Source organism: Paraburkholderia sp. BR10954 (assembly GCF_040965775.1).
GTDB classification, from domain to species: Bacteria; Pseudomonadota; Gammaproteobacteria; order Burkholderiales; family Burkholderiaceae; genus Paraburkholderia; species Paraburkholderia youngii.
Genome location: NZ_JBFRCK010000004.1, coordinates 1 through 19719, shown reverse-complemented (window position 1 = coordinate 19719; position 19719 = coordinate 1). Strand labels below are relative to the sequence as shown.

At 68.1% G+C, this 19719-nt stretch carries 17 protein-coding genes; 13 read left to right on the top strand and 4 right to left on the bottom strand.

Annotation, left to right across the window (positions count from 1 at the left end; translation table 11 throughout):
* Window positions 1-25 precede the first annotated feature (25 nt).
* Genes AB4Y34_RS07435 through AB4Y34_RS07375 form a run of 13 tightly spaced genes read left to right on the top strand, consistent with a single transcriptional unit; the run spans window position 26 to window position 15450 of the window.
* Window positions 26-670 (top strand): hypothetical protein, encoded by a 645-nt coding sequence (locus AB4Y34_RS07435; protein WP_368715677.1) that lies wholly within the window; start codon window positions 26-28, stop codon window positions 668-670.
* Window positions 667-2364, top strand: coding sequence for an AMP-binding protein (locus AB4Y34_RS07430; RefSeq protein WP_368715676.1), 1698 nt, complete (start codon window positions 667-669; stop codon window positions 2362-2364). Before AB4Y34_RS07435 ends, AB4Y34_RS07430 begins: the two co-directional genes overlap by 4 nt.
* A complete protein-coding gene (locus AB4Y34_RS07425) occupies window positions 2364-4100 on the top strand; it encodes a glycosyltransferase (RefSeq protein ID WP_368715675.1) in 1737 nt (578 codons plus the stop codon). Before AB4Y34_RS07430 ends, AB4Y34_RS07425 begins: the two co-directional genes overlap by 1 nt.
* The gene (gene hutH, locus AB4Y34_RS07420; protein ID WP_368715674.1) at window positions 4087-5706 is read left to right on the top strand and encodes a histidine ammonia-lyase; all 1620 of its coding nucleotides are present in this window, start codon (window positions 4087-4089) and stop codon (window positions 5704-5706) included. The genes AB4Y34_RS07425 and hutH overlap by 14 nt, the downstream gene beginning before the upstream one ends.
* On the top strand, window positions 5703-6143 hold the full coding sequence (locus tag AB4Y34_RS07415) for an acyl-CoA thioesterase (protein ID WP_368715673.1): 441 nt from the start codon (window positions 5703-5705) through the stop codon (window positions 6141-6143). The genes hutH and AB4Y34_RS07415 overlap by 4 nt, the downstream gene beginning before the upstream one ends.
* Entirely contained in the window at window positions 6131-6814 is a 684-nt protein-coding gene (locus tag AB4Y34_RS07410; RefSeq protein WP_368715672.1) for an outer membrane lipoprotein carrier protein LolA, read from the top strand. Before AB4Y34_RS07415 ends, AB4Y34_RS07410 begins: the two co-directional genes overlap by 13 nt.
* A complete protein-coding gene (locus tag AB4Y34_RS07405) occupies window positions 6814-9309 on the top strand; it encodes an MMPL family transporter (protein WP_368715671.1) in 2496 nt (831 codons plus the stop codon). Before AB4Y34_RS07410 ends, AB4Y34_RS07405 begins: the two co-directional genes overlap by 1 nt.
* On the top strand, window positions 9306-10490 hold the full coding sequence (locus tag AB4Y34_RS07400) for a beta-ketoacyl-[acyl-carrier-protein] synthase family protein (protein WP_368715670.1): 1185 nt from the start codon (window positions 9306-9308) through the stop codon (window positions 10488-10490). Before AB4Y34_RS07405 ends, AB4Y34_RS07400 begins: the two co-directional genes overlap by 4 nt.
* A gap of 5 nt (window positions 10491-10495) precedes the next feature.
* Window positions 10496-10984, top strand: coding sequence for a hotdog family protein (locus tag AB4Y34_RS07395; RefSeq protein ID WP_368715669.1), 489 nt, complete (start codon window positions 10496-10498; stop codon window positions 10982-10984).
* Entirely contained in the window at window positions 10981-11706 is a 726-nt protein-coding gene (locus AB4Y34_RS07390; RefSeq protein ID WP_368715668.1) for a 3-ketoacyl-ACP reductase FabG2, read from the top strand. Before AB4Y34_RS07395 ends, AB4Y34_RS07390 begins: the two co-directional genes overlap by 4 nt.
* Entirely contained in the window at window positions 11706-12932 is a 1227-nt protein-coding gene (locus AB4Y34_RS07385; protein ID WP_368715667.1) for a beta-ketoacyl-ACP synthase, read from the top strand. The genes AB4Y34_RS07390 and AB4Y34_RS07385 overlap by 1 nt, the downstream gene beginning before the upstream one ends.
* Window positions 12929-14209 (top strand): beta-ketoacyl synthase N-terminal-like domain-containing protein, encoded by a 1281-nt coding sequence (locus AB4Y34_RS07380; RefSeq protein WP_368715666.1) that lies wholly within the window; start codon window positions 12929-12931, stop codon window positions 14207-14209. The genes AB4Y34_RS07385 and AB4Y34_RS07380 overlap by 4 nt, the downstream gene beginning before the upstream one ends.
* Entirely contained in the window at window positions 14206-15450 is a 1245-nt protein-coding gene (locus AB4Y34_RS07375) for an NAD(P)/FAD-dependent oxidoreductase (protein WP_368715665.1), read from the top strand. Before AB4Y34_RS07380 ends, AB4Y34_RS07375 begins: the two co-directional genes overlap by 4 nt.
* 23 nt (window positions 15451-15473) lie before the next feature.
* On the opposite strand, the gene guaD is transcribed toward AB4Y34_RS07375, so the two are convergent.
* The 4 genes from guaD to AB4Y34_RS07355 form a co-directional block, all read right to left on the bottom strand.
* A complete protein-coding gene (gene guaD / locus AB4Y34_RS07370; protein ID WP_368715664.1) occupies window positions 15474-16838 on the bottom strand; it encodes a guanine deaminase in 1365 nt (454 codons plus the stop codon).
* A gap of 145 nt (window positions 16839-16983) precedes the next feature.
* The gene (locus tag AB4Y34_RS07365; protein ID WP_176381278.1) at window positions 16984-18033 is read right to left on the bottom strand and encodes an adenosine deaminase; all 1050 of its coding nucleotides are present in this window, start codon (window positions 18031-18033) and stop codon (window positions 16984-16986) included.
* A gap of 47 nt (window positions 18034-18080) precedes the next feature.
* Window positions 18081-19097: a xanthine dehydrogenase accessory protein XdhC gene (gene xdhC, locus AB4Y34_RS07360; RefSeq protein WP_176105356.1), complete on the bottom strand. Its 1017-nt coding sequence runs from the start codon at window positions 19095-19097 to the stop codon at window positions 18081-18083.
* Window positions 19078-19719: molybdopterin cofactor-binding domain-containing protein (locus AB4Y34_RS07355; RefSeq protein WP_368715663.1), on the bottom strand; the 642-nt coding region annotated here is incomplete at its 5' end. The genes AB4Y34_RS07355 and xdhC, both read right to left, overlap by 20 nt.

The window sequence follows — 19719 nt, the reverse complement described above, 5'->3', positions numbered from 1 at the left end:
GCGGGCCGCGCACCCGCGCATGCAGATGTCGGAGCCACCTCACGCCGCAAGCGGGTCCGGCGCGCGGCCTCGCTGGAGCAGGACCGTCGTGCTGGTGCTGCTGAAACTCGCTTACCCCGTGCTGATCCTGTGTGCCTGGCGCTGGGATGCGCCGCGCCTCGTCGGCGGCATGCTGCTCGTGACCTTGTGGCTGCAGCGCTGGGCCGGCGGCGGTCCGGTCGCGATACCGCTGCGGCAGCTTTCCAGACTCGACTGGAGCGTGGTGGCGATGCTGAGCTGCGCGTCGGCGACGATCGTCGTCACCGATAGCGAACTGCTGCTGCGCTTCTATCCATTGCTCGTCAATCTCGGTTTGCTGATCGCGTTCGGCGCGACGCTCGTGCGCGGGCCGTCGATGATCGAAAAATTCGCGCGCCTCGGCAGTCCCGATCTGCCGCCGGGCGCGGTGCACTATACGCGGCGCGTGACCCAGGTGTGGTGCGCGTTCTTCGTGCTGAACGGCGCGTTTTCCGCCTATACCGCGCTCAATTGGAGCCGCGCGGCCTGGTCGCTGTACAACGGCGCGATCGCCTATGGATTGATCGGCCTGCTGCTGGCGGCCGAATACGTGTGGCGACGCCTGTTCGTGCTGCCGCGCGCCGCGCGCGCGGATTCGGAGTCGGCCCGATGATCGCGTTGCATGACCTGTTGTCGGCCGATGCCGCGCTCGCGACGCCCGCCGCACCGGTGTGCCGCGACGGCGCCGTGCTGCTCGATCGCGCGGCGTTCCGCGCGCGCGTCGCGGGCTTGATCGAACTCGTGCAAACGCACGATGCGCGGCGCTGCGCGCTTTGTATCGACGATCCGTTCGAGTTCGCCTGCGCGTTGTTCGCGCTGTTCGCGTGCGGCAAGGAGCCGGTGATTCCTGCCAATGCAACGCCGGGCTATCTCGCCGATCTCGCTAACGCGTACGACTTCCTGCTGACGGACGCGGATCTGCCGCCGTTCGTCCCAGCGACGCATGTCGTCACGGCCAACACCGCGCAGCCGATCGACCCCCGCGCACCGCTGACGCTCTACACATCCGGCAGCAGCGGCGCACCGAAGCCGATCCGCAAGACGCTCGCGCAATTCAACGCCGAAGTCCACACACTCGAACAGCAGTGGGGCGCATTGCTCGACGACGCGACGATGCTCGCGAGCGTGCCGCATCACCACATCTACGGTCTGCTGTTTCTTGTGTTGTGGCCGCTCGCGGCGGGCCGCGCGTTCGATCGCGCAATCGGCATGGAGCCGCTGCGACTGCAGGCGCGTATCGCGCAATGCGGCGCGACGGCGGTCGTGTCGACGCCCGCGCAGCTTTCGCGCTGGCCCGCGTTGCCGGGCTTCGGCGCGCTCGCGCCCGCGCCGCGCGCGTTCTTTTCGTCGGGTGGCCCGCTCGCGGCCGACGCCGCGCAGGCCTATGCGGCGAGCTATGGCGCGGCGCCGCTCGAAATCTACGGCAGTACGGAAACCGGCGGGATCGCGTGGCGGCGTCAGGATCGGGGCGACGCGTGGCAGCCGGTCGCCGGCGCCGAAGTGCGCCGCGACGAGGACGGAGCGCTATGCGTGCGCTCGCCGCATCTCGATCACGACGGCTGGCATCGCACGGGCGATCGGATCGCGTTCGATGCCGACGGGCGCTTCCATTTGCAAGGCCGCCTCGACCGCGTGCTGAAGCTCGGCGGCAAGCGCGTGTCGCTGCCGGAGCTCGAGGCGCGTCTCGCGCTGCATCCGTATGTCGCGCAGGCGGCGCTGGTGCCGCTCGAAGGCGCGACGCGAGAGCGGGTCGGCGCAGTGGTCGCGCTGACCGAAGCGGGCGGCGCGACATTGCGCGATGAAGGCCGCGCCGCGCTCGCGAAAACGCTGCGCCGGCATCTGGCCGATTACTTCGATGCGGTCGTGCTGCCGCGTCACTGGCGTTTTCGCGTGAGTTTGCCCTTCGACGCGCGCGGCAAGCTGCCCGCGAACGCGGTCGCGGCCGCGTTCGCGCCGCTCGCCGAGGGCATGGAAGTGCTGGCCGAAACGCGCGTCGGCAACACGCTGCACTTTGTGCTGCGCGTGCCGCCGTCGCTCCAGCATTTCGCCGGCCACTTTCCGGGCCTGCCGATTCTGCCGGGCGTCGTGCAGGTCGACTGGGCGGCGCGGCTCGCGGCCGGGCATTGGCCGCGGGTGCGCGCGGTGGCGTCGGTCGATCGCCTGAAGTTCATGGCGCCGGTGACGCCCGGTGCGGTGCTCGAGCTCACGCTCGCCTACGATGCCGCGCGCCGGCGCGTGCAGTTCGCGTACCGGCTCGATGGACGCGAATGCGCGTCGGGCGTGCTCGTGCATCGGGAGGACGCGTGATGAAGTTCGCGCCCTGCATCGTCATTCCGATCTACAACCACAAGGACGCGATCGGCGCGACCGTCGCCAATCTCGCGGTGCACGGCTTGCCGATCTTCGTCGTCGATGACGGCAGCGACGAGCCGACCCAGCAGGTACTCGCCGCGCTCGCGCTGCAATACGCGCAGCAGTTGACGCTGCTGCGTCTGCCCGAAAACGGCGGCAAGGGCGTGGCGGTGATGGCGGGCCTGCGCGCGGCGCGCGCCGCGGGCTACACGCATGCGCTGCAGATCGACGCCGACGGCCAGCACGACGCGACTGACGTGCCGCGCTTCATCGATGCCGCGCGCGCCGAACCCGGCGCGGTGATTCTCGGCCGTCCGGTGTACGACGACAGCGTGCCGAAGGCACGTCTGTACGGCCGCTATCTGACCCACGTGTGGGTGTGGATCGAGACGCTGTCGCTGACGATCCGCGATTCGATGTGCGGCTTTCGTCTGTATCCGCTCGCGCTCGCGTGCGAGCTGATCGACAGCGTGCGGCTGCCGACGCGCATGGACTTCGACATCGAGATCCTCGTGCGTCTCTACTGGCGGCGCGCCGCGTTCCGCTCGATCCCGACGCGCGTGACCTACGCGGCCGACGGCGTGTCGCATTTCGACGTGCTGTGGGACAACGTGCGCATCAGCCGCAGCCATACGCGGCTCGTGTTCGGCATGCTGATGCGTCTGCCGATGCTGCTCGCGCACAAGCTGATGCCACGCCGTGGCGCGCTCGCCGACACAGCGGACGACTGTGCCGACGATCCCCGGCCCGAAGCCTGGTGGCGTATCGCCGAACGCGGCAGCCGGCTCGGCATGAGCCTGCTCGCGCTGAGCTGCAAGCTGTTCGGCCGCCGCTTTACCGCGCTGTGGCTGCATCCGGTCGTCGCGTACTTTCTGGTGACGGGCCGCGCCGCGCGCGCCGCGTCGGGCAACTACTTCGCGCATCTGAACGCGGTCGCGCCGTCGGCGGAGATGCCGCGCCCGGGGTGGCTGTCCGCGTATCGCCATATGCTCGCGTTCGCGCAATCGGGCTTCGACAAGCTCGCCGCATGGACCGGCCGCGTCGATGACACAGACGTGACGTTCGACGATCCCGCGGCATTCGAAGCCTTGATCGCGAGCGGCAAGGGCGCGCTCGTGATCGGCGCGCATCTCGGCAATCTGGAGATGATGCGCGCGCTCGCGATCCGCGGCGATCACGCGAAGGTCACGGCGGTCGTCTACACCGAGCACGCGCGCCGCTTCAACGAGGTGCTGGCGGCGTCGAATCGCGAGTTCGCGCGGCATCTGCTCGAAGTCGGCGACTTCGGTCCCGAGACCGCGGTGCTGATGCAGCAGCGCATCGATGCGGGCGAACTGCTGGTGATCGTCGGCGACCGGGTGCCGGCGCGTGAGGAGGGGCGCACCACCGACGCGCAATTTCTCGGCGCGAGCGCGCCGTTCGCGCAAGGGCCCTACGTGCTCGCGCATGCGCTCGGCTGTCCGGTCTACCTGTTCTTCTGCCTGAAGGAACGCGACGGCTATCGCATGTACTTCGAGCCGTTCGCCGAGCGAATCGAGCTGCCGCGCCGCGATCGCGCGCAGCATCTGGCCGCGTGGGCGCAACGCTACGCGCTGCGCCTCGAACACTATTGCCGCAAGGCCCCTTATCAATGGTTCAACTTCTTCGATTTCTGGGCCAGCTCCGAGCGAGGCGCGAATGGCCGATCATGATCTGAACGATGTGCGACGTGCACGCGTTGTTGCGAATGCCGCTTGCGCTGCCGACTGCGCGCCGGTCGTCGTCGGTGCGCGCCGACTGACGATCGAAGAGGTCGTCGCGATTGCGCGGCAGCGCGCGTGCGTCGCACTGAGCGACGATGCCGCATGGCGTGCGCGCATCGAGCGCGGCGCGGCGTTCCTGCGCCGCCAGTTGGCCGCCGGCGCGACCGTGTACGGCGTCAACACCGGTTATGGCGACGCCTGCGTGGTCGACGTGCCGATGGCGCTCGTCGAGGCGTTGCCGCTGCAACTGACGCGTTATCACGGCTGCGGCATGGGCGCGTATCTCGACGATGCGCAAACCCGCGCCGTGATCGCCGCGCGTCTGACTTCGCTCGCGTGTGGTTTTTCGGGCGTGCGCACGGTGCTGCTCGAACGCCTCGCGGCGTTGATCAATCACCGCGTGTTGCCGCGCATTCCGTCCGAGGGCTCGGTCGGCGCGAGCGGCGATCTGACGCCGCTGTCGTACGTGGCGGCGGCGCTCGCGGGCGAGCGCGACGTGCAGTACGCCGGCGCGTTGCGCGCGGCGCGCGACGTGTGGATCGAGCTTGGTGTCGAGCCGCTGACGCTCGCGCCGAAGGAGGGCCTCGCGCTGATGAACGGCACCGCCGTGATGACGGGTCTCGCGTGTCTCGCAGTGGCGCGCGCGGAGCACTTGACGCGGCTGGCCGCGCGTTTGACCGCGCTGGCGACCGTCGCGCTCGACGGCCGCGCCGCGCACTTCGACGCGACGCTGTTCGACGTGAAGCCGCACGCGGGCCAGGCCGAAGCGGCCGCGTGGATTCGCGCCGATCTGGCCGGCCGCGCCGACACGCCCGGGCATCGTCTGCAGGACCGCTATTCGATTCGCTGCGCGCCGCATGTGATCGGCGTCGCGCGCGATGCGCTCGGCTGGGTGCGCCGCGACGTCGAAAACGAGTTGAACAGCGCGAACGACAATCCGCTCGTCGATCCCGACAACGAACGCATCTTGCACGGCGGCAACTTCTATGGCGGCCATATCGCGTTCGCGATGGATGCGCTGAAGGTCGCCGTCGCCAATCTGGCCGATTTGATGGACCGGCAGCTCGCGCTGCTGGTCGATGTCAACTTCAACAATGGCTTGCCGCGCAATCTGTCGGGCGCGGCGCCCGAACGCGCGGCGATCAATCACGGTTTCAAGGCCGTGCAGATTTCGTCGTCCGCCTGGACCGCCGAGGCGCTGAAGAACACGATGCCCGCGAGCGTGTTTTCGCGCTCGACCGAAGCGCACAACCAGGACAAGGTCAGCATGGGCACGATCGCCGCGCGCGACTGCCTGCGCGTGCTCGAATTGACCGAGCAGGTCGCCGCCGCGCACACGCTCGCGACGGTGCAAGCCGTGCATTTGCGCTTGCGCATCGATAGCGCGACGCCGGTGCCCGCGCCGCTGCGCGCATTCATCGACGGCGTGGGCGCGCATTCGCCCTTCGTCGACGAGGACCGCGCGCTCGAAGGCGAGCTGCGCGCGCTGACAGCGCGCATTGCCGCGTGCGAACTGCTGGACATGATCGACGATCAGGAAGGAGTCAAGCTATGAGCGAGCCCGCGAAAACGCAGCACGTGCTCGCAGCGAGCGCGACCGTCGAAGTGCCGTTTCACGACGTCGACGCGATGAACGTGTGCTGGCACGGCAATTATCTGAAGTACTTCGAGTTGGGCCGCGCGGCGCTGTTGCGCGCGTTCGACTACGACTATCGCCAGATGCGGGCGTCCGGCTATCTGTGGCCGATCGTCGAGGCGCATCTGAAGTACGTGCGGGCCGCCGTGTACGGACAGAAGCTCGAAGTGCGCGCGCAACTGCTCGAATACGAAAACCGCCTGAAAATAGGCTATGAAATCGTCGATTGCGCATCGGGCGCGCGGCTCACGAAGGGCTATACGATCCAGGTCGCCGTCGATGCCGCCACCGAGGAATTGCAGTTCGTGTCGCCGCAGGTCGTATTCGACAAGCTGGAGCGCGTATGGGGACGATGAACCGACGTGCGTCCGTGTCGCGGATCGCGGGCGTGATCGGCATGATCGGCGCCATGTGCGTGCCCGGATGGGTGGCACCAGCGCATGCGGCAACGGTTAATACTGCGCCCGCCAACGCCGCGCTCGTCTCGCAGATCGCCGCGCATCTCGCGCAGCCCAAGGGCGTGCGCTCGCAATTCACGCAGACACAAACGCTCGCCGCGATGAAGCAGCCGCTCGTCAGCAACGGCACGTTGCTGTTCTTCCGCGAGCGCGGCGTGATCTGGCAAATCGACACGCCGTACAAGGCCACCTACGTGATTACCGATGCTGGCGTCGCGCAGGTCGACGCCAGCGGCCGACGCGTGAGCACACATGGCGCACAGGGCACGCGCGGCGTCGCGCAGGTGTCGAAGATGATGCGCGCGATGCTCGGCGGCGATCTGTCGGCGCTGTACTCGCAGTTCGACGTGAGCGCCGAAGGCAGCGCCGCGCAATGGCGCATGCGCCTCACGCCGAATCAACCGCAGCTCGCGCAATCGATCAAGGGCCTCGACATGAGCGGCGGCGCTTATCTGGAAAGTCTGCGCATCACGCTCGCGAACGGCGACGTGACGAAGCTCGAGTTCGCGAACAGCACGGCCGTCGCCGAGCCGACGCCGGACGAGCGCAGCCTGTTCGGAGCGCCGTGATGGAGATACCGCAGCAGCGAGCCGCGAAACGGGCGTGGGGCGTGCGCGCCGGATGGCTCGCGCTCGCGCTGCTGGCGGCGCTGTATTGCGGCTGGCGCTTCGCCGGGCCGTCACCGCTCGAAACCAATCTGCTCGCGCTCTTGCCCGCGACCGAAGCGGACCCGGTCGCCGAAAAAGCGGTCGACACGCTCGCGAGCGCGCTCGGCGATCGCACCGTGCTGCTCGTCACGAGCCGCGACGATGCGCACGCGAAAGCGGCCGCGAAGCAACTGGGTGCGTCGTTGCGAAAGAGCGGCGCATTCGCGTCGGTGACGGCCGAACTGCCGCCGTTCGACCTGTCGCAGATCGCGGCGCTGTATCTGCCGTACCGCTTCGGCCTGCTCGCGCCGGCCGATCGCAGCGCGCTCGCGAGCGCCAGCGCCACGACGTTGCACGACATGCTCGCGCAGCGCATCTACAGCCCGCTGCAAGGCGGCCTCAGCACGCAACTCGCCGACGATCCGTTCGGCTGGCTCGAACGCTGGCTCGGCGATTTGCCGCTCGCGACGTCGAATCTCGAAGTCGAGGACAACCTGCTGGTGTCGCATCGTCACGACGCGCAGGGCGATACGACCAGCGTGCTGATCGTCGCGACGCTGCCTGGCTCCGCTTATGAAACGAAGACGCAGCGCGCGGTACACGCGGCGCTCGCCGACGCCGAAAACACGTTGCGTCAGGCGTTCCCCAATGTATCGGTCGCGCGCACCGGCGCCGTGTTCTACGCCGAGGCCGCGCGCAGCGCTGCCGAACGCGAGGTGCACGTGATCGGCATCGCATCGCTATGTGGCATCGCTCTACTGATGATGTGGGTGTTCCGCTCGCCGCGTCTGTTGCTGCTCGGCTTCGTCTCGACCGCGCTCGGCATCGTGTGCGCGCTGGCGGCGACGCTGCTGATCTTCGGCAAGCTGCATTTGTTGACGCTTGTGTTCGGCGCGAGCCTGATCGGCGAGGCCGTCGATTATTCGATCCAGTATTTCGTCGTCTATCTCGGCGCGGGCCGGGAATGGGACGCGCGGCACGGCGCGCGCAGCGTGCGGCCCGCGCTCGGCGTGGCGCTGGCGACGAGCCTGCTCGGCTACGCGATCCTGATGTGGGTGCCGTTCCCCGCGTTGAAGCAGATCGCGTGCTTCGCGATGGCGGGCATCACGACCGCGTTCGCGTCGGTGCTGTGGCTGCTGCCGGCGCTGCTCACGCGCGCGCCGAAGCACTGCCCGCGACGCCTGTTCGTGAGCGCGGCGCGGCTGCTCGCGCGCTGGCGGCATGCGCTCGGCGGCAAGCGCGTGTGGCTGGTCGCCGCGCTGCTGCTGATCGCGTCGGTGCCCGGCTGGCTGCGTCTGAGCAGCGACGACGACATCCATCTGCTGATCCAGCGCGATGCGTCGCTGGCCGCGCAGGAAGACACGGTGCGCGCAGCGGTCGGCGTCGATAACAGCGCGCAGTTTTTCGTCGTGCGCGGCGCGAGCGAGGAAGCGGTGCTGCAACGTGCCGAAGCGCTCGGCGCGAAGCTCGATGCGCTGAACGGCACCGCGGATAGCGTCGGCGGCTTTCAGTCGGTCGCGCAGTTCGTGCCGTCCGCGCAACGTCAGAGCGAAGACCGCACGCTGCTTGCACGGCATGTGTTCGGCGACTCCGCCGCGTTGCGCGCGACGCTGCTGCAAGCGGGCTTCAAGGACGAAGTCGCCGAGGCGTGGCTCGCCGGCTTCGCCCGGCCGTCCGCGCCGCTGACCGTCGAGCGCTGGCTCGTGGCGCCTTGGTCGCAGCCGTATCGGCATTTGTGGCTCGGCGCGGTGGGATCGAACGACGCGAATCGGGCGCATGAAACAAGCTATGCGGCCGTCGTGATTCCGCAAGCGGTGACGCCGCGCAACGAACCCGCGCTGATCGCGCTCGCGCGCGGCCTGCCCGGCGTCGTGTTCGTCGACAAGGCCGCGAGCGTGTCGAAGCTGTTCGGTGCGTATCGCGTGGATAGCGGCTGGTGGCTGGGCGGCGCGCTCGTGCTCGTGTGCGTGCTGCTGATGGTGCGTTATGGGGCGCGCGGCGGTATCGCCACGACCTTGCCCGTGCTGTTCGCGGTCGGCGTCGCACTGGCGGTGTTCGGCTACGCGGGCGTGCCGCTCAATCTGTTCAACTGGCTCGCGCTGATGCTGGTGCTCGGCGTCGGCGCGAACTATGCGGTGTTCCTGCGCGAAGGCTGCGCCCGCGCGGACGCGGATCTCGGCGCGGTGTGGACCGGCGTGCTGCTGTCGGCGGCGACCACGTTGTTGTCGTTCGGCATGCTCGGCCTCAGTGCGATGCCCGCGCTCAAGAGTTTCGGCACCACGCTCGCGCTCGGCATCGCGGTTGGCGTGTTGCTCGCGCCTATCGGCATGCCATCGGCGAAGTCATCGGCTAAGTCATCGGCGCAGTCATCGGCGCAGTCATCGGATAAATCATCGGATTCACGGAGAGCGGCATGAAAGCGCCAACAGTTTATTTGCACGCGCTCGGCATGATCAACGCGCTCGGTGGCGACGTCGGCCAGATCGTGCCGGCGCTCGCCGCCGCGAATTCGCCCGGCATGGGCAACGTGCATACCGGCATCGGCGACGCGTTCGTCGGCAGCGTGCTCGCGCCGCTCGATCTCGCGCCGCGCGCCGATCTCGCGCGCTACGACTGCCGCAACAACCGGCTGCTACTCGCGGCATTGGCGCAGATCGCGCCCGCGATCGAAGCCGCGCGCGAGCGCTATGGCCCGGAGCGGATCGGCGTCGTGCTCGGCACCAGCACGTCGGGCATCGAAGCGGCCGAAACCGCATTCGTCTATCACGCCCGAGCCGGCGAGCTGCCGGAGAGCTTCAACTACCGGCAGATGGAAATCGGCACCGCCGCGCCATTCGCGGCCGCCGCGCTCGGTGTGCACGGGCCGGCGTTTACGATTTCGACCGCGTGCACGTCGAGCGCGAAGGCGTTCGCGTCGGCGCGCCGGCTGCTGCAATTGCGGCTGTGCGATGCGGTCGTCGTCGGTGGTGTCGATTCGCTCTGCGAATTGACGGTGCAGGGCTTTGCGTCGCTCGAATCGACCAGCGGCACGCGCACCAATCCGATGAGCCGCAATCGCCGCGGCATCAACGTCGGCGAGGGCGCGGCCGTGTTCCTGATGAGCCGCGACGAAGCGGCGGTGCGGCTCGCGGGCGTCGGCGAATCGAGCGACGCGCATCATATTTCGGCGCCGGACCCGCAGGGCGTCGGCGGCGAACTCGCGCTTCGCGACGCGCTCGCGGACGCGGGCATCGCGGCGTCGGCGGTCGGCTATGTGAATCTGCACGCGACCGCCACGCAGAAGAACGACGAAATGGAAGCGCATCTGATGGCGCGCGTGTTCCCCGCTGGCGTCGCCGCGAGCGGCACCAAACCGCTGACCGGTCATCAGCTCGGCGCGGCCGGCGCGACCGAACTCGGCTTCGCGTGGCTCACGCTCGCGCACGAGAACGCGACGCTGCCGCCGCATCTGTGGGACGGCGAAGCCGATCCCGCGCTGCCCGCGCTCGATCTTGTCGCCGGCGCGCGCCATTTGCCGCGCGGCACGGGCACGCAGTACGCGATGAGCAATTCGTTCGCGTTCGGCGGCAGCAATGTCAGCCTGATCCTCGCCCGGTAAAGCGCATGACGACTCCGCCACTCACCGTCGAGCAACTCGTGCGTCAGCCGATCGAAGCGATCATCCCGCATCGCGGCAGCATGCTGCTGCTCGATGCGATCGATACGTTCGCCGACTCCACGCTCAGCGCGTTCGCCCGCGTCGATCCGCACGCATGGTATGCCGACGCCGCCGGCGCAATGCCCGCGTGGATCGGCATCGAGGTGATGGCGCAGGCGATCGCCGCGCACATCGCGCTCGTCGCGATGCGCGGCGGCGGTCATGCGCGTCACGGCGTGCTGCTAGGTTCGCGCAGCTATCAGGCGTTGCAGCCGGTGTTCCAAAGCGGCGCGCGCTTGCGCGTTCACGTGAGCGAACTGCTGCGCAGCGACGCAGGTCACAGCGCCTACGAATGCACGATCGACGACGGCGAGACGCGCTGCGCCGAAGCCGTGATCAAGGTGTTTCAACCGCCCGATTTCCAGTCATTCATCGAAGGGAGTATCAGTACATGAGCCGGCGAGTTCTCGTTACCGGCGCAAGCCGCGGCATCGGCCGGGCGATTGCGTACAAGTTGGCCGCCGACGGTTTCGCCGTGACCGTGCATTGCCGCACCGGACGCAGCGAAGCCGACGCGGTCGCGACCGGCATCGCCGCGCAGGGCGGCACGGCGCGCGTGCTGCAGTTCGACGTGCGCGAGCGCGCCGCGTGCCGCGAGGCGCTCGAAGCCGACGTCGCCGCGCACGGTCCGTACTACGGCATCGTGTGCAGCGCGGGCGTCACGCGCGACGCGGCGTTTCCGGCGCTCACCGAAGAAGACTGGGACGTCGTGATCGAAACCGGCCTCGATGCGTTCTACAACGTCGTGCATCCGCTGACGATGCCGATGGTGCGCGCGCGTCAGGGCGGCCGCATCGTCACGATCGCTTCGGTGTCCGGCGTGATGGGCAATCGCGGCCAGGTCAACTACAGCGCGGCGAAGGCGGGGCTGATCGGCGCGACCAAGGCGCTCGCGGTCGAACTCGCGTCGCGCAATATCACCGTCAATTGCGTCGCGCCCGGGCTGATCCAAACCGGCATGCTCGAACAGGTCACGGTCGACCACGCGTTGAAGACCGTGCCGATGAACCGCGTCGGCCAGCCGGCGGAGGTCGCGTCGGTGGTGAGCTTTCTGATGTCGGATGGCGCGTCGTACGTGACGCGCCAGGTGATCGGCGTGAACGGCGGGATGGTCTGATGAAGCGTGTCGTCATCACCGGCATGGGCGGCGTGACCGCGTTCGGCGATAACTGGGACGCGGTTCAAGCGCGCCTGAAGCGCGGCGAGAACGCGGTGCGCCGCATGCCCGAGTGGGACTACTTCGAGTCGCTGCATACGCGGCTCGCGTGTCCGCTGCCCGAGTTCGCAACCCCCGCGCATTACCCGCGCAAGAAGGTCCGCTCGATGGGTCCGGTGTCGCTGTACTCGGTGCGCGCGAGCGAACTTGCGCTCGCCGATGCGGGGCTCGCCGAAGACACGGCCATTGCCGACGGCCGCATGGGCGTCGCGTACGGTTCGTCGTCGGGCTCGGTGCAGCCGATCCGCGCGTTCGGCACGATGCTCGAAACCGGCTCGATGAGCAACGTCACGTCGAACAGCTACGTGCAGATGATGCCGCACACGGCCGCCGTCAACGTGAGCCTGTTCTGGGACCTCAAAGGCCGCATCATCCCGACCTCGTGCGCGTGCGCGTCGGGCAGCCAGGCGATCGGCTATGCGTACGAGGCGATCCAGTCCGGCAAACAGACGCTGATGCTGGCGGGCGGTGCCGAAGAGTTGTCGGGTCCGGCAGTCGCCGTGTTCGATACGCTGTACGCGACCAGCACGCGCAACGACGAGCCGCATCTGACGCCGCGTCCGTTCGATGCCGCGCGCGACGGCCTCGTGGTCGGCGAGGGCGCGGCGACGCTGGTGCTGGAAGAGTACGAGCACGCAGTGGCGCGCGGCGCGCGGATTCATGCCGAGGTGGTCGGCTTCGGCTGCAACTCGGACGGCGCGCACATGACGCAACCGACCGCCGACACGATGGCGCTCGCGATGCAGCTCGCGCTGCGCGACGCGCAATTGGCGCCCGAAGCGATTGCCTATGTGAACGCGCACGGTACGTCGACCGATCGCGGCGATATCGCCGAAAGCCATGCGACCGCGCAGACCTTCGGCGCGCGCATGCCGATCAGCTCGCTGAAAAGCTATGTCGGCCACACGCTCGGCGCGTGCGGCGCGATCGAAGCGTGGTGGACGATCGAGATGATGAAGCGCAACTGGTACGCGCCGACGCTGAATCTCGATCACGTCGATCCGGCTTGCGCGCCGCTCGATTACATCGTCGGCCGCGCGCGCGAGATCGACGCCGAGTACGTGATGAGCAACAACTTCGCGTTCGGCGGCATCAACACGTCGCTGATTTTCCGGCGCGTTCGATGAGCGGCGGCCTGCAACGCGTGGTCGTGACCGGCATGGGCATCGTGTCGTGTCTCGGCAATACGCTCGACGGAGTTTCCACTGCATTGCGTGCGGGGCGCTCGCGCATCGAGCGTATCGACGCGTGGCGCGAGCGCGGGTTTGCATCGCAGGTTGCCGGCGTCGCGTCGGTCGCGCACGAGGCGCCGTTCGAGCGCAAGCTCGAGCGCTTCATGGGCGACACCGCGCGCTTCGCGTGCCACGCGGCGCAACGCGCGATCGCCGATGCGGGGCTCGACCTCGCTTCGTTGCAGTCGCCGCGCGGGGGCGTCGTGATCGGTTCGGGCGTCGGCACGTTAGCGAGCTACGACGCGGCGCTCGCAATTGCGCAAACGCGCGGCGTCGACAAGGTACCGCCGTACACGGTGCCGCAGGCGATGAGCAGCACCGCGTCGGCGAACGTCGCGCAGATGTTGGGGTTCGAAGGCGTCAGCTATTCACCGTCGTCGGCATGCACGACATCGGCGCTCGCGATCGGGCAGGCGATGCAGCTGATCCAGACCGGCCGCCAGCAGATCGTGCTCGCGGGCGGCAGCGAAGCGCTGCACGACAACACGACGCTGATGTTCGACGCGATGGGCGCGTTATCGCGCCGTTTCAACCACACGCCGGCGAGCGCATCGCGTCCGTACGACACGCAGCGCGACGGCTTCGTGATCGCGTCGGGCGGCGGCGTGCTGGTGCTCGAAGCGCTCGATCATGCGCTCGCGCGCGGCGCGCGCATTTACGCGGAGCTGAGCGGCTTCGACGATTGCACCGATCCCGCGGGCATGGTCGCGCCGCGTGCGGCTGGCATCGCGCGCGCGATGCGCGGCGCGCTCGCGCAGGCGGGCCGCCGTCCCGACTACGTGAACACGCATGCGCCGTCTACGCCGCTCGGCGATCTCGAAGAACTGCATGCGTTGCGCGACGTGTTCGGAGCATCGGCGCAAGGGGTGCCCGCGTTTTCGTCGACCAAGGGCATGACGGGGCATTCGCTCGGCGCGTGCGGCGCGCACGAGGCGATCTATACGCTGCTGATGATGCGCGACGGCTTTATCGCGGGCACGGCGCTGGTCGATACGCCGGAGCCGCAAGTGCGTGATATGCCGCTCGTGCGCGTCACGCGCGACGCGCGCATCGACACGGCGATGTCGGTTTCATTCGGGTTCGGCGGTAGTTGCGCGAGCCTGATGTTCGAAGCGTGGCGCGGCCCGCATACGGCGCGGCCGCACATGCAAACCGTTGGAGGAGTGATTTGAACAGCGATTCTTCAAAGCGGACCGTGGTCGACGTTGCGATCATCGGCGCGGGTCCGGCCGGCGCGGTAGCTGCCGCGCTATTGCGCAAGGCCGGCCGCTCGGTGCTGGTGCTGGAGCGTCAGCATTTTCCGCGCTTCTCGATCGGCGAGAGCCTGTTGCCGCAAAGCATGGCGTACCTCGAAGAGGCCGGCATGCTGCAGGCCGTCGTCGAGGCGGGTTTCCAGTACAAGAACGGCGCGCACTTTGTATATCGCGACCAGACCTCGTCGTTCGACTTCCGCGACAAACATTCGCCGGGCTGGGGCACCACCTACCAGGTCGAACGCGCGCTGTTCGACGACGTGCTGATTCGCTGCGCGGCCGCGCAGGGCGCCGACGTGCGCTTCGGGCACACGGTGAGCGCGGTGCGGACGGGCGCGGCGCCGGTGCTCGACGTCGCCGATGAAGCGGGGCACGCGTATCCGGTCGAGGCGCGTTTCGTGCTCGATGCGAGCGGCTTCGGGCGCGTGCTGCCGCGCCTGCTGAAGCTGGAGACCCCGACGCGCATGCCGACGCGCGCCGCATTGTTCACGCACGTGCGCGACGGCCTCGCGCTCGATGTCATCGATCGCAACAAGATCTGCATCGCGACGCATCCCGAGCGTCGCGACGTGTGGTTCTGGATGATTCCGCTCGCGGGCGGCCGCTCGTCGGTGGGATGTGTCGCCGAGGCGAGCTTTCTCGACGTGCCGGAAGGCGAGCGCGAGGCGACGCTACGTGCGCTGATCCAGCAGGAGCCGACGCTGAACCGGCTGATCGGGCAGGCGCCGTTCCTGATGCCGGTGCGGAGAATCGGCGGCTATGCGGCGAACGTCGCGAGTCTGCACGGGCCGGGCTATGCGCTGCTCGGCAATGCGGGCGAGTTTCTCGATCCGGTGTTTTCGTCGGGGGTGACGATCGCGCTGCGCTCCGCGCATCTGGCGGCGCGCGCGCTCAACCGGCAGCTCGACGGCGAGAAGGTGGACTGGTCAGCCGCTTACGACGTGCCGTTGCGCAAGGGCATCGACACGTTCCGCGCGTTCGTCGAGCGCTGGTACACGGGCGAGCTGCAGGACATCATCTACTACCCCGAGCAGGTGACGCCGATCCGTCGGATGATCTGCGCGGTGCTCGCCGGTTATGCGTGGGACGAGTCGAATCCCTATGTCGCGGACCCGGCGCGGCGGCTCAACGCTTTGCACGCGGTGTGCAAGGCGGGCTGAGGTCCCCGTCAACCGAGCCAGTCTCAAGCCGCGATCTTCGCGCGCCCCGGCACGTGCCGGCGCGCGTCGTCGCGGCGATGCACGCGCTTGCCGGCCGCATACGTTTCATACACCGCACGATCGTCGCCGAGCAGCGCGAACGCGAACAGCAGCTCTTCGAGCGATTCGCGCCGCGCGGTGCGGCGCGCGAGCAGCGGCGTCGCCTGCGGATCGAGCACGACGAAGTCCGCTTCCGAGCCGTTCCTCAGCGTGCCGACCTTGTCGCCGAGATCGAGCGCTTCGGCCGCGCCGGCGGTCGCCAGATAGAACATCCGCGTCGCCGTCAGATGATGGCCGCCGAGGCGCGCAACCTTGTGCGCTTCGTTCATCGTCTGCAGCATCGAGAACGACGTGCCGCCGCCGACATCGGTCGCGAGCGCGATCGGCATGCCGGCCGAGTCGGCCTTCTCGAAGTCGAACAGCCCGCTGCCGAGGAACAGGTTCGACGTCGGGCAGTGCGACGCGAGCGCGCCGGTTTGCGCCATGCGCTTGCGGTCTTCGTCGTCGAGGTAGATGCAATGGCCGTACACCGCGCGACGGCGCAAGAGGCCGTAGTGATCGTAGATGTCGAGATAGCTGCGGTGGCCGGGGAACAGCTCGGCGACCCATTTCACTTCGTCGGTGTTCTCGGCGACGTGGCTCTGGATGAACACGCCCGGATGCAGTCGCGCGAGCGCGCCGCATGCTTCGAGTTGCGCCTCGGTCGAGGTCGGCGCGAAGCGCGGCGTCAGCGCGTACATCTGGCGGCCGCGATTGTGCCAGCGGCCGATCAGCTCGGCGCTGTCGTCGTAGCCCGATTGCGCGGTGTCGCGCAGGAATTCGGGGCAGTGGCGGTCCATCAGCACCTTGCCCGCGACCATGCGCAGATTGCGCGCTTCGCTCTCGGTGAACAGGGCGTCGGCGGATTCCTTGTGCACCGTGCAGTACACGAGTGCGGTCGTCGTGCCGCAGGCGAGCAGTTCATCGACGAAAAAGCTCGCGGTGTCGCGCGCGTGGTCGATGTCGGCAAAGCGGCGCTCGGTCGGGAACGTGTACGTATCGAGCCACGGCAGCAGACCCGGCGCCGGAGACGCGATCATGTCCGTCTGCGGATAGTGGATGTGCGTATCGATGAAGCCCGGCACGATCAGCTTGTCGCGTCGCTCCACGATCTGGGTGCCGGGCGCGAGCCGCGATGCGAGCGCCGCATACGCGTCGGCCGCGACGACGCGGCCGTCTTCGACGATCAACAGACCGTCCTCGTGAAACACAGCGGCGTTCGGCGCGTGCGCCGGATCGCCGTTGAAGGTCAGCAGCGGCGCACGGAATGCAGTTTGTGCCGCTTGCGCGGTATGAGCCGATTCAGTCATGGAAAAGCTGTCTCCGAATGTTGAAAGCTGGGCGGCGCAGGCAACGGTTTCCGGGTTCGGGGTCTTACCGATCCCCGAACGAAGCAAAACCGCTGGCCGCCGACGTCAGTCGAGGCCGGTCAGTTGAAATCCATTAACGCGTGGCTTACGGCCGCCAGTGCGCGTCAAGCTTAGCGATCAGCATCGCGCGTTCCTCGGGCGTCACGAACGACGCCTCGAAGCCGTTGCGGATGATCGTGTAGACCTCGGCGTCGTCGAGCTTCAGCGCGTCGATCGTCGCCAGATAGTTCGCGTTCACGTAGCCGCCGAAATAGGCCGGATCGTCGGAATTGACGGTCACCGCGACGCCGCGATCGAGCAGGTCCTTCAGCGTGTGTTTGGTCAGGTCGTCGAACACGCACAGCTTCAGGTTAGACAGCGGGCACACGGTGAGCGCGACGCGCGTGTCGGCGAGGCGCGTGACGAGCGCCGGGTCCTCGATGCTGCGTACGCCGTGATCGACGCGGTCGACCTTCAGCACATCGAGCGCTTCGTAGATGTAGGACGGCGGGCCTTCCTCGCCCGCATGCGCGACGAGCTTCAGACCGAGCGCGCGGGCCTTCGCGAATACGCGCTCGAACTTCGACGGCGGATGACCGCGCTCCGACGAATCGAGCCCGACGCCGATCAGCCGATGCTTGTACTGCTCGAAGAGGGGCAGCGCTTCGTCGAAGGTGGCGAGCGCATCGTCCTCGGACAGATGGCGCAGGAAGCACAGGATCAGCTTGCTCGTGATGCCGCGCTTTTCCGCGTCGGCCAGCGCGCGTTCGATGCCGGCCACCACGGTTGCGATCCGCACGCCGCGCTCGGTGTGCGTCTGCGGGTCGAAGAAGATTTCGCTATGCACGACGTTGTCGGCGACACAGCGCTCGACGTAGGCCATCGTCATGTCGTAGAAGTCCTGCTCGTGCAGCAGCACGCTCGCGCCCGCGTAGTAGATGTCGAGGAACGATTGCAGATCGGTGAACGCATAAGCCGCGCGCAAGGCTTCCACCGAGTCGTAGGCGAGCTTCACGCCGTTGCGCTGCGCGAGCGCGAAAATCAGCTCGGGTTCGAGCGAGCCTTCGATGTGGATATGCAACTCGGCCTTCGGTGCGCGCGCGGTTTTCTCGGCGAGCGTAACGGCGGAAACGGGGGTAGCGGTTGTCGTATTCATGGTGATTTGGAATTGTGTATGGGGTAGTGAGCGTTGCGGCTCGCGGATCAGACCGACTGCGTCGCGTGGCGCGCGCCCGCGTTCGCCTCGACCGCCTGCAATACCTGCGCGGCCGCCGAGATCGCGATGACCTCGGGCGACTTGTCGACGATGCCCTCGACGCCGAGCGGACACTTCATCCGCGCGATCCGCGCCGGATCGATGCCGTGCGCCGCGAGCCGGTGCTCGAACTGCTTGCGCTTGGTGTGCGAGCCGATCATGCCGAAGAACGCGAAATCGCCGCGCCGCAGGATGCGCTCGGCCAGGTCGAGATCGCGCGCGTGGTTGTGCGTCATCACGATGAAGTACGTGTTCGGCGCGGCCTGATCGATCGCTTCATCGGGTGCGTCGTTCGCGTCGATCGTCACGTTCGGCGCATGCAGCGTATCGAGCGGCGGAAACTGCGCGTCGCGTTCGTCGACCCAGCGCACCGTGCAGGGCAGCGTCGCGAGCACGCGCACGAGCGCCGCGCCTACGTGACCGGCGCCGAACAGCACGACGGCGAATTCGCCCGGCGCGATGGTTTCGGTCAGCAACGCGCTGCTGTCGTCGAAGCCGGCGCCGTCCCACAGCAGACAGTCGGCTCCGTCGATGCCGGGCTCGGGCTCGGACAGCATCACCGCATCCGGCGCGGGGCCGAATGATACGCTACGCACCGTCGATTGCCCCGCCGCGAGGCGCTTGGCGAGCGAGGCGAGCCAGCCGAGATCGCCGACGTCGAGCCGCTCGAAGGCGAGGACCACGGCGCCGCCGCAGCACTGCCCGAGGCTCGGCCCCAGCGCGAAGCGTTCGAGCCGCCGCATGTGCGGCGCGCGCATGCCGTCGCGCAGCACCTGGCGCGCGGTCTCGATCGCCTTCCATTCGAGGTGGCCGCCGCCGATCGTATGCCTGGCCGCCTCGCGCGTGACGATCATCTTGGTGCCGGCTTCGCGCGGCGCCGAACCTTCGACGCGCGCGACCGTCACCAGCACGGCGGCGTCGCCATGTGCGAGCAGATGTTGCAGGTCAGTGAGCCAGGCTTGCATCCGGCGATTCTCCTTGCGGGGCCGCGTCGGGTGTCGGCGCGGCGGATGGCGTGGGGGTGTCGGCGCTGTCGGGGTGCGTGGCGGCTTCGGTCGGATTTGCGTGCTGCGACGCGTCCGACGCGCTCAACGCGTCCAGCGCGTCGAGTATCGCCTCGGGCGTGGCCGGCGCGCGCAACAGCGGAGCATGTTGTGCGCCCGGCACCGCGGCTGCGATCGCGTCGCGAATCGCGAGAAACACCGAGAACGGCAGCAGCAGCGGCGGCTCGCCGACGGCCTTCGAGCGGAACACGGTCGGCTCCGCATTGCTGTTGTCGTAGAGCCGCACGTGGAACGCGGCGGGCGTGTCGCTGACCGCGGGAATCTTGTATGTCGACGGCGCGTGCGTCATCAGGCGGCCGTCGCGGTTCCACCATAGCTCTTCGGTGGTGAGCCAGCCCATGCCCTGAATGAAGCCGCCTTCGATCTGGCCGAGATCGATCGCCGGATTGATCGATTGGCCCGCGTCGTGCAACAGGTCCGCGCGCACGAGCTTCCACTCGCCGGTCAGCGTATCGACGACGACCTCCGACACCGCCGCGCCATACGCGAAGTAATAGAACGGATGACCGGTCAGCGTCTTCGC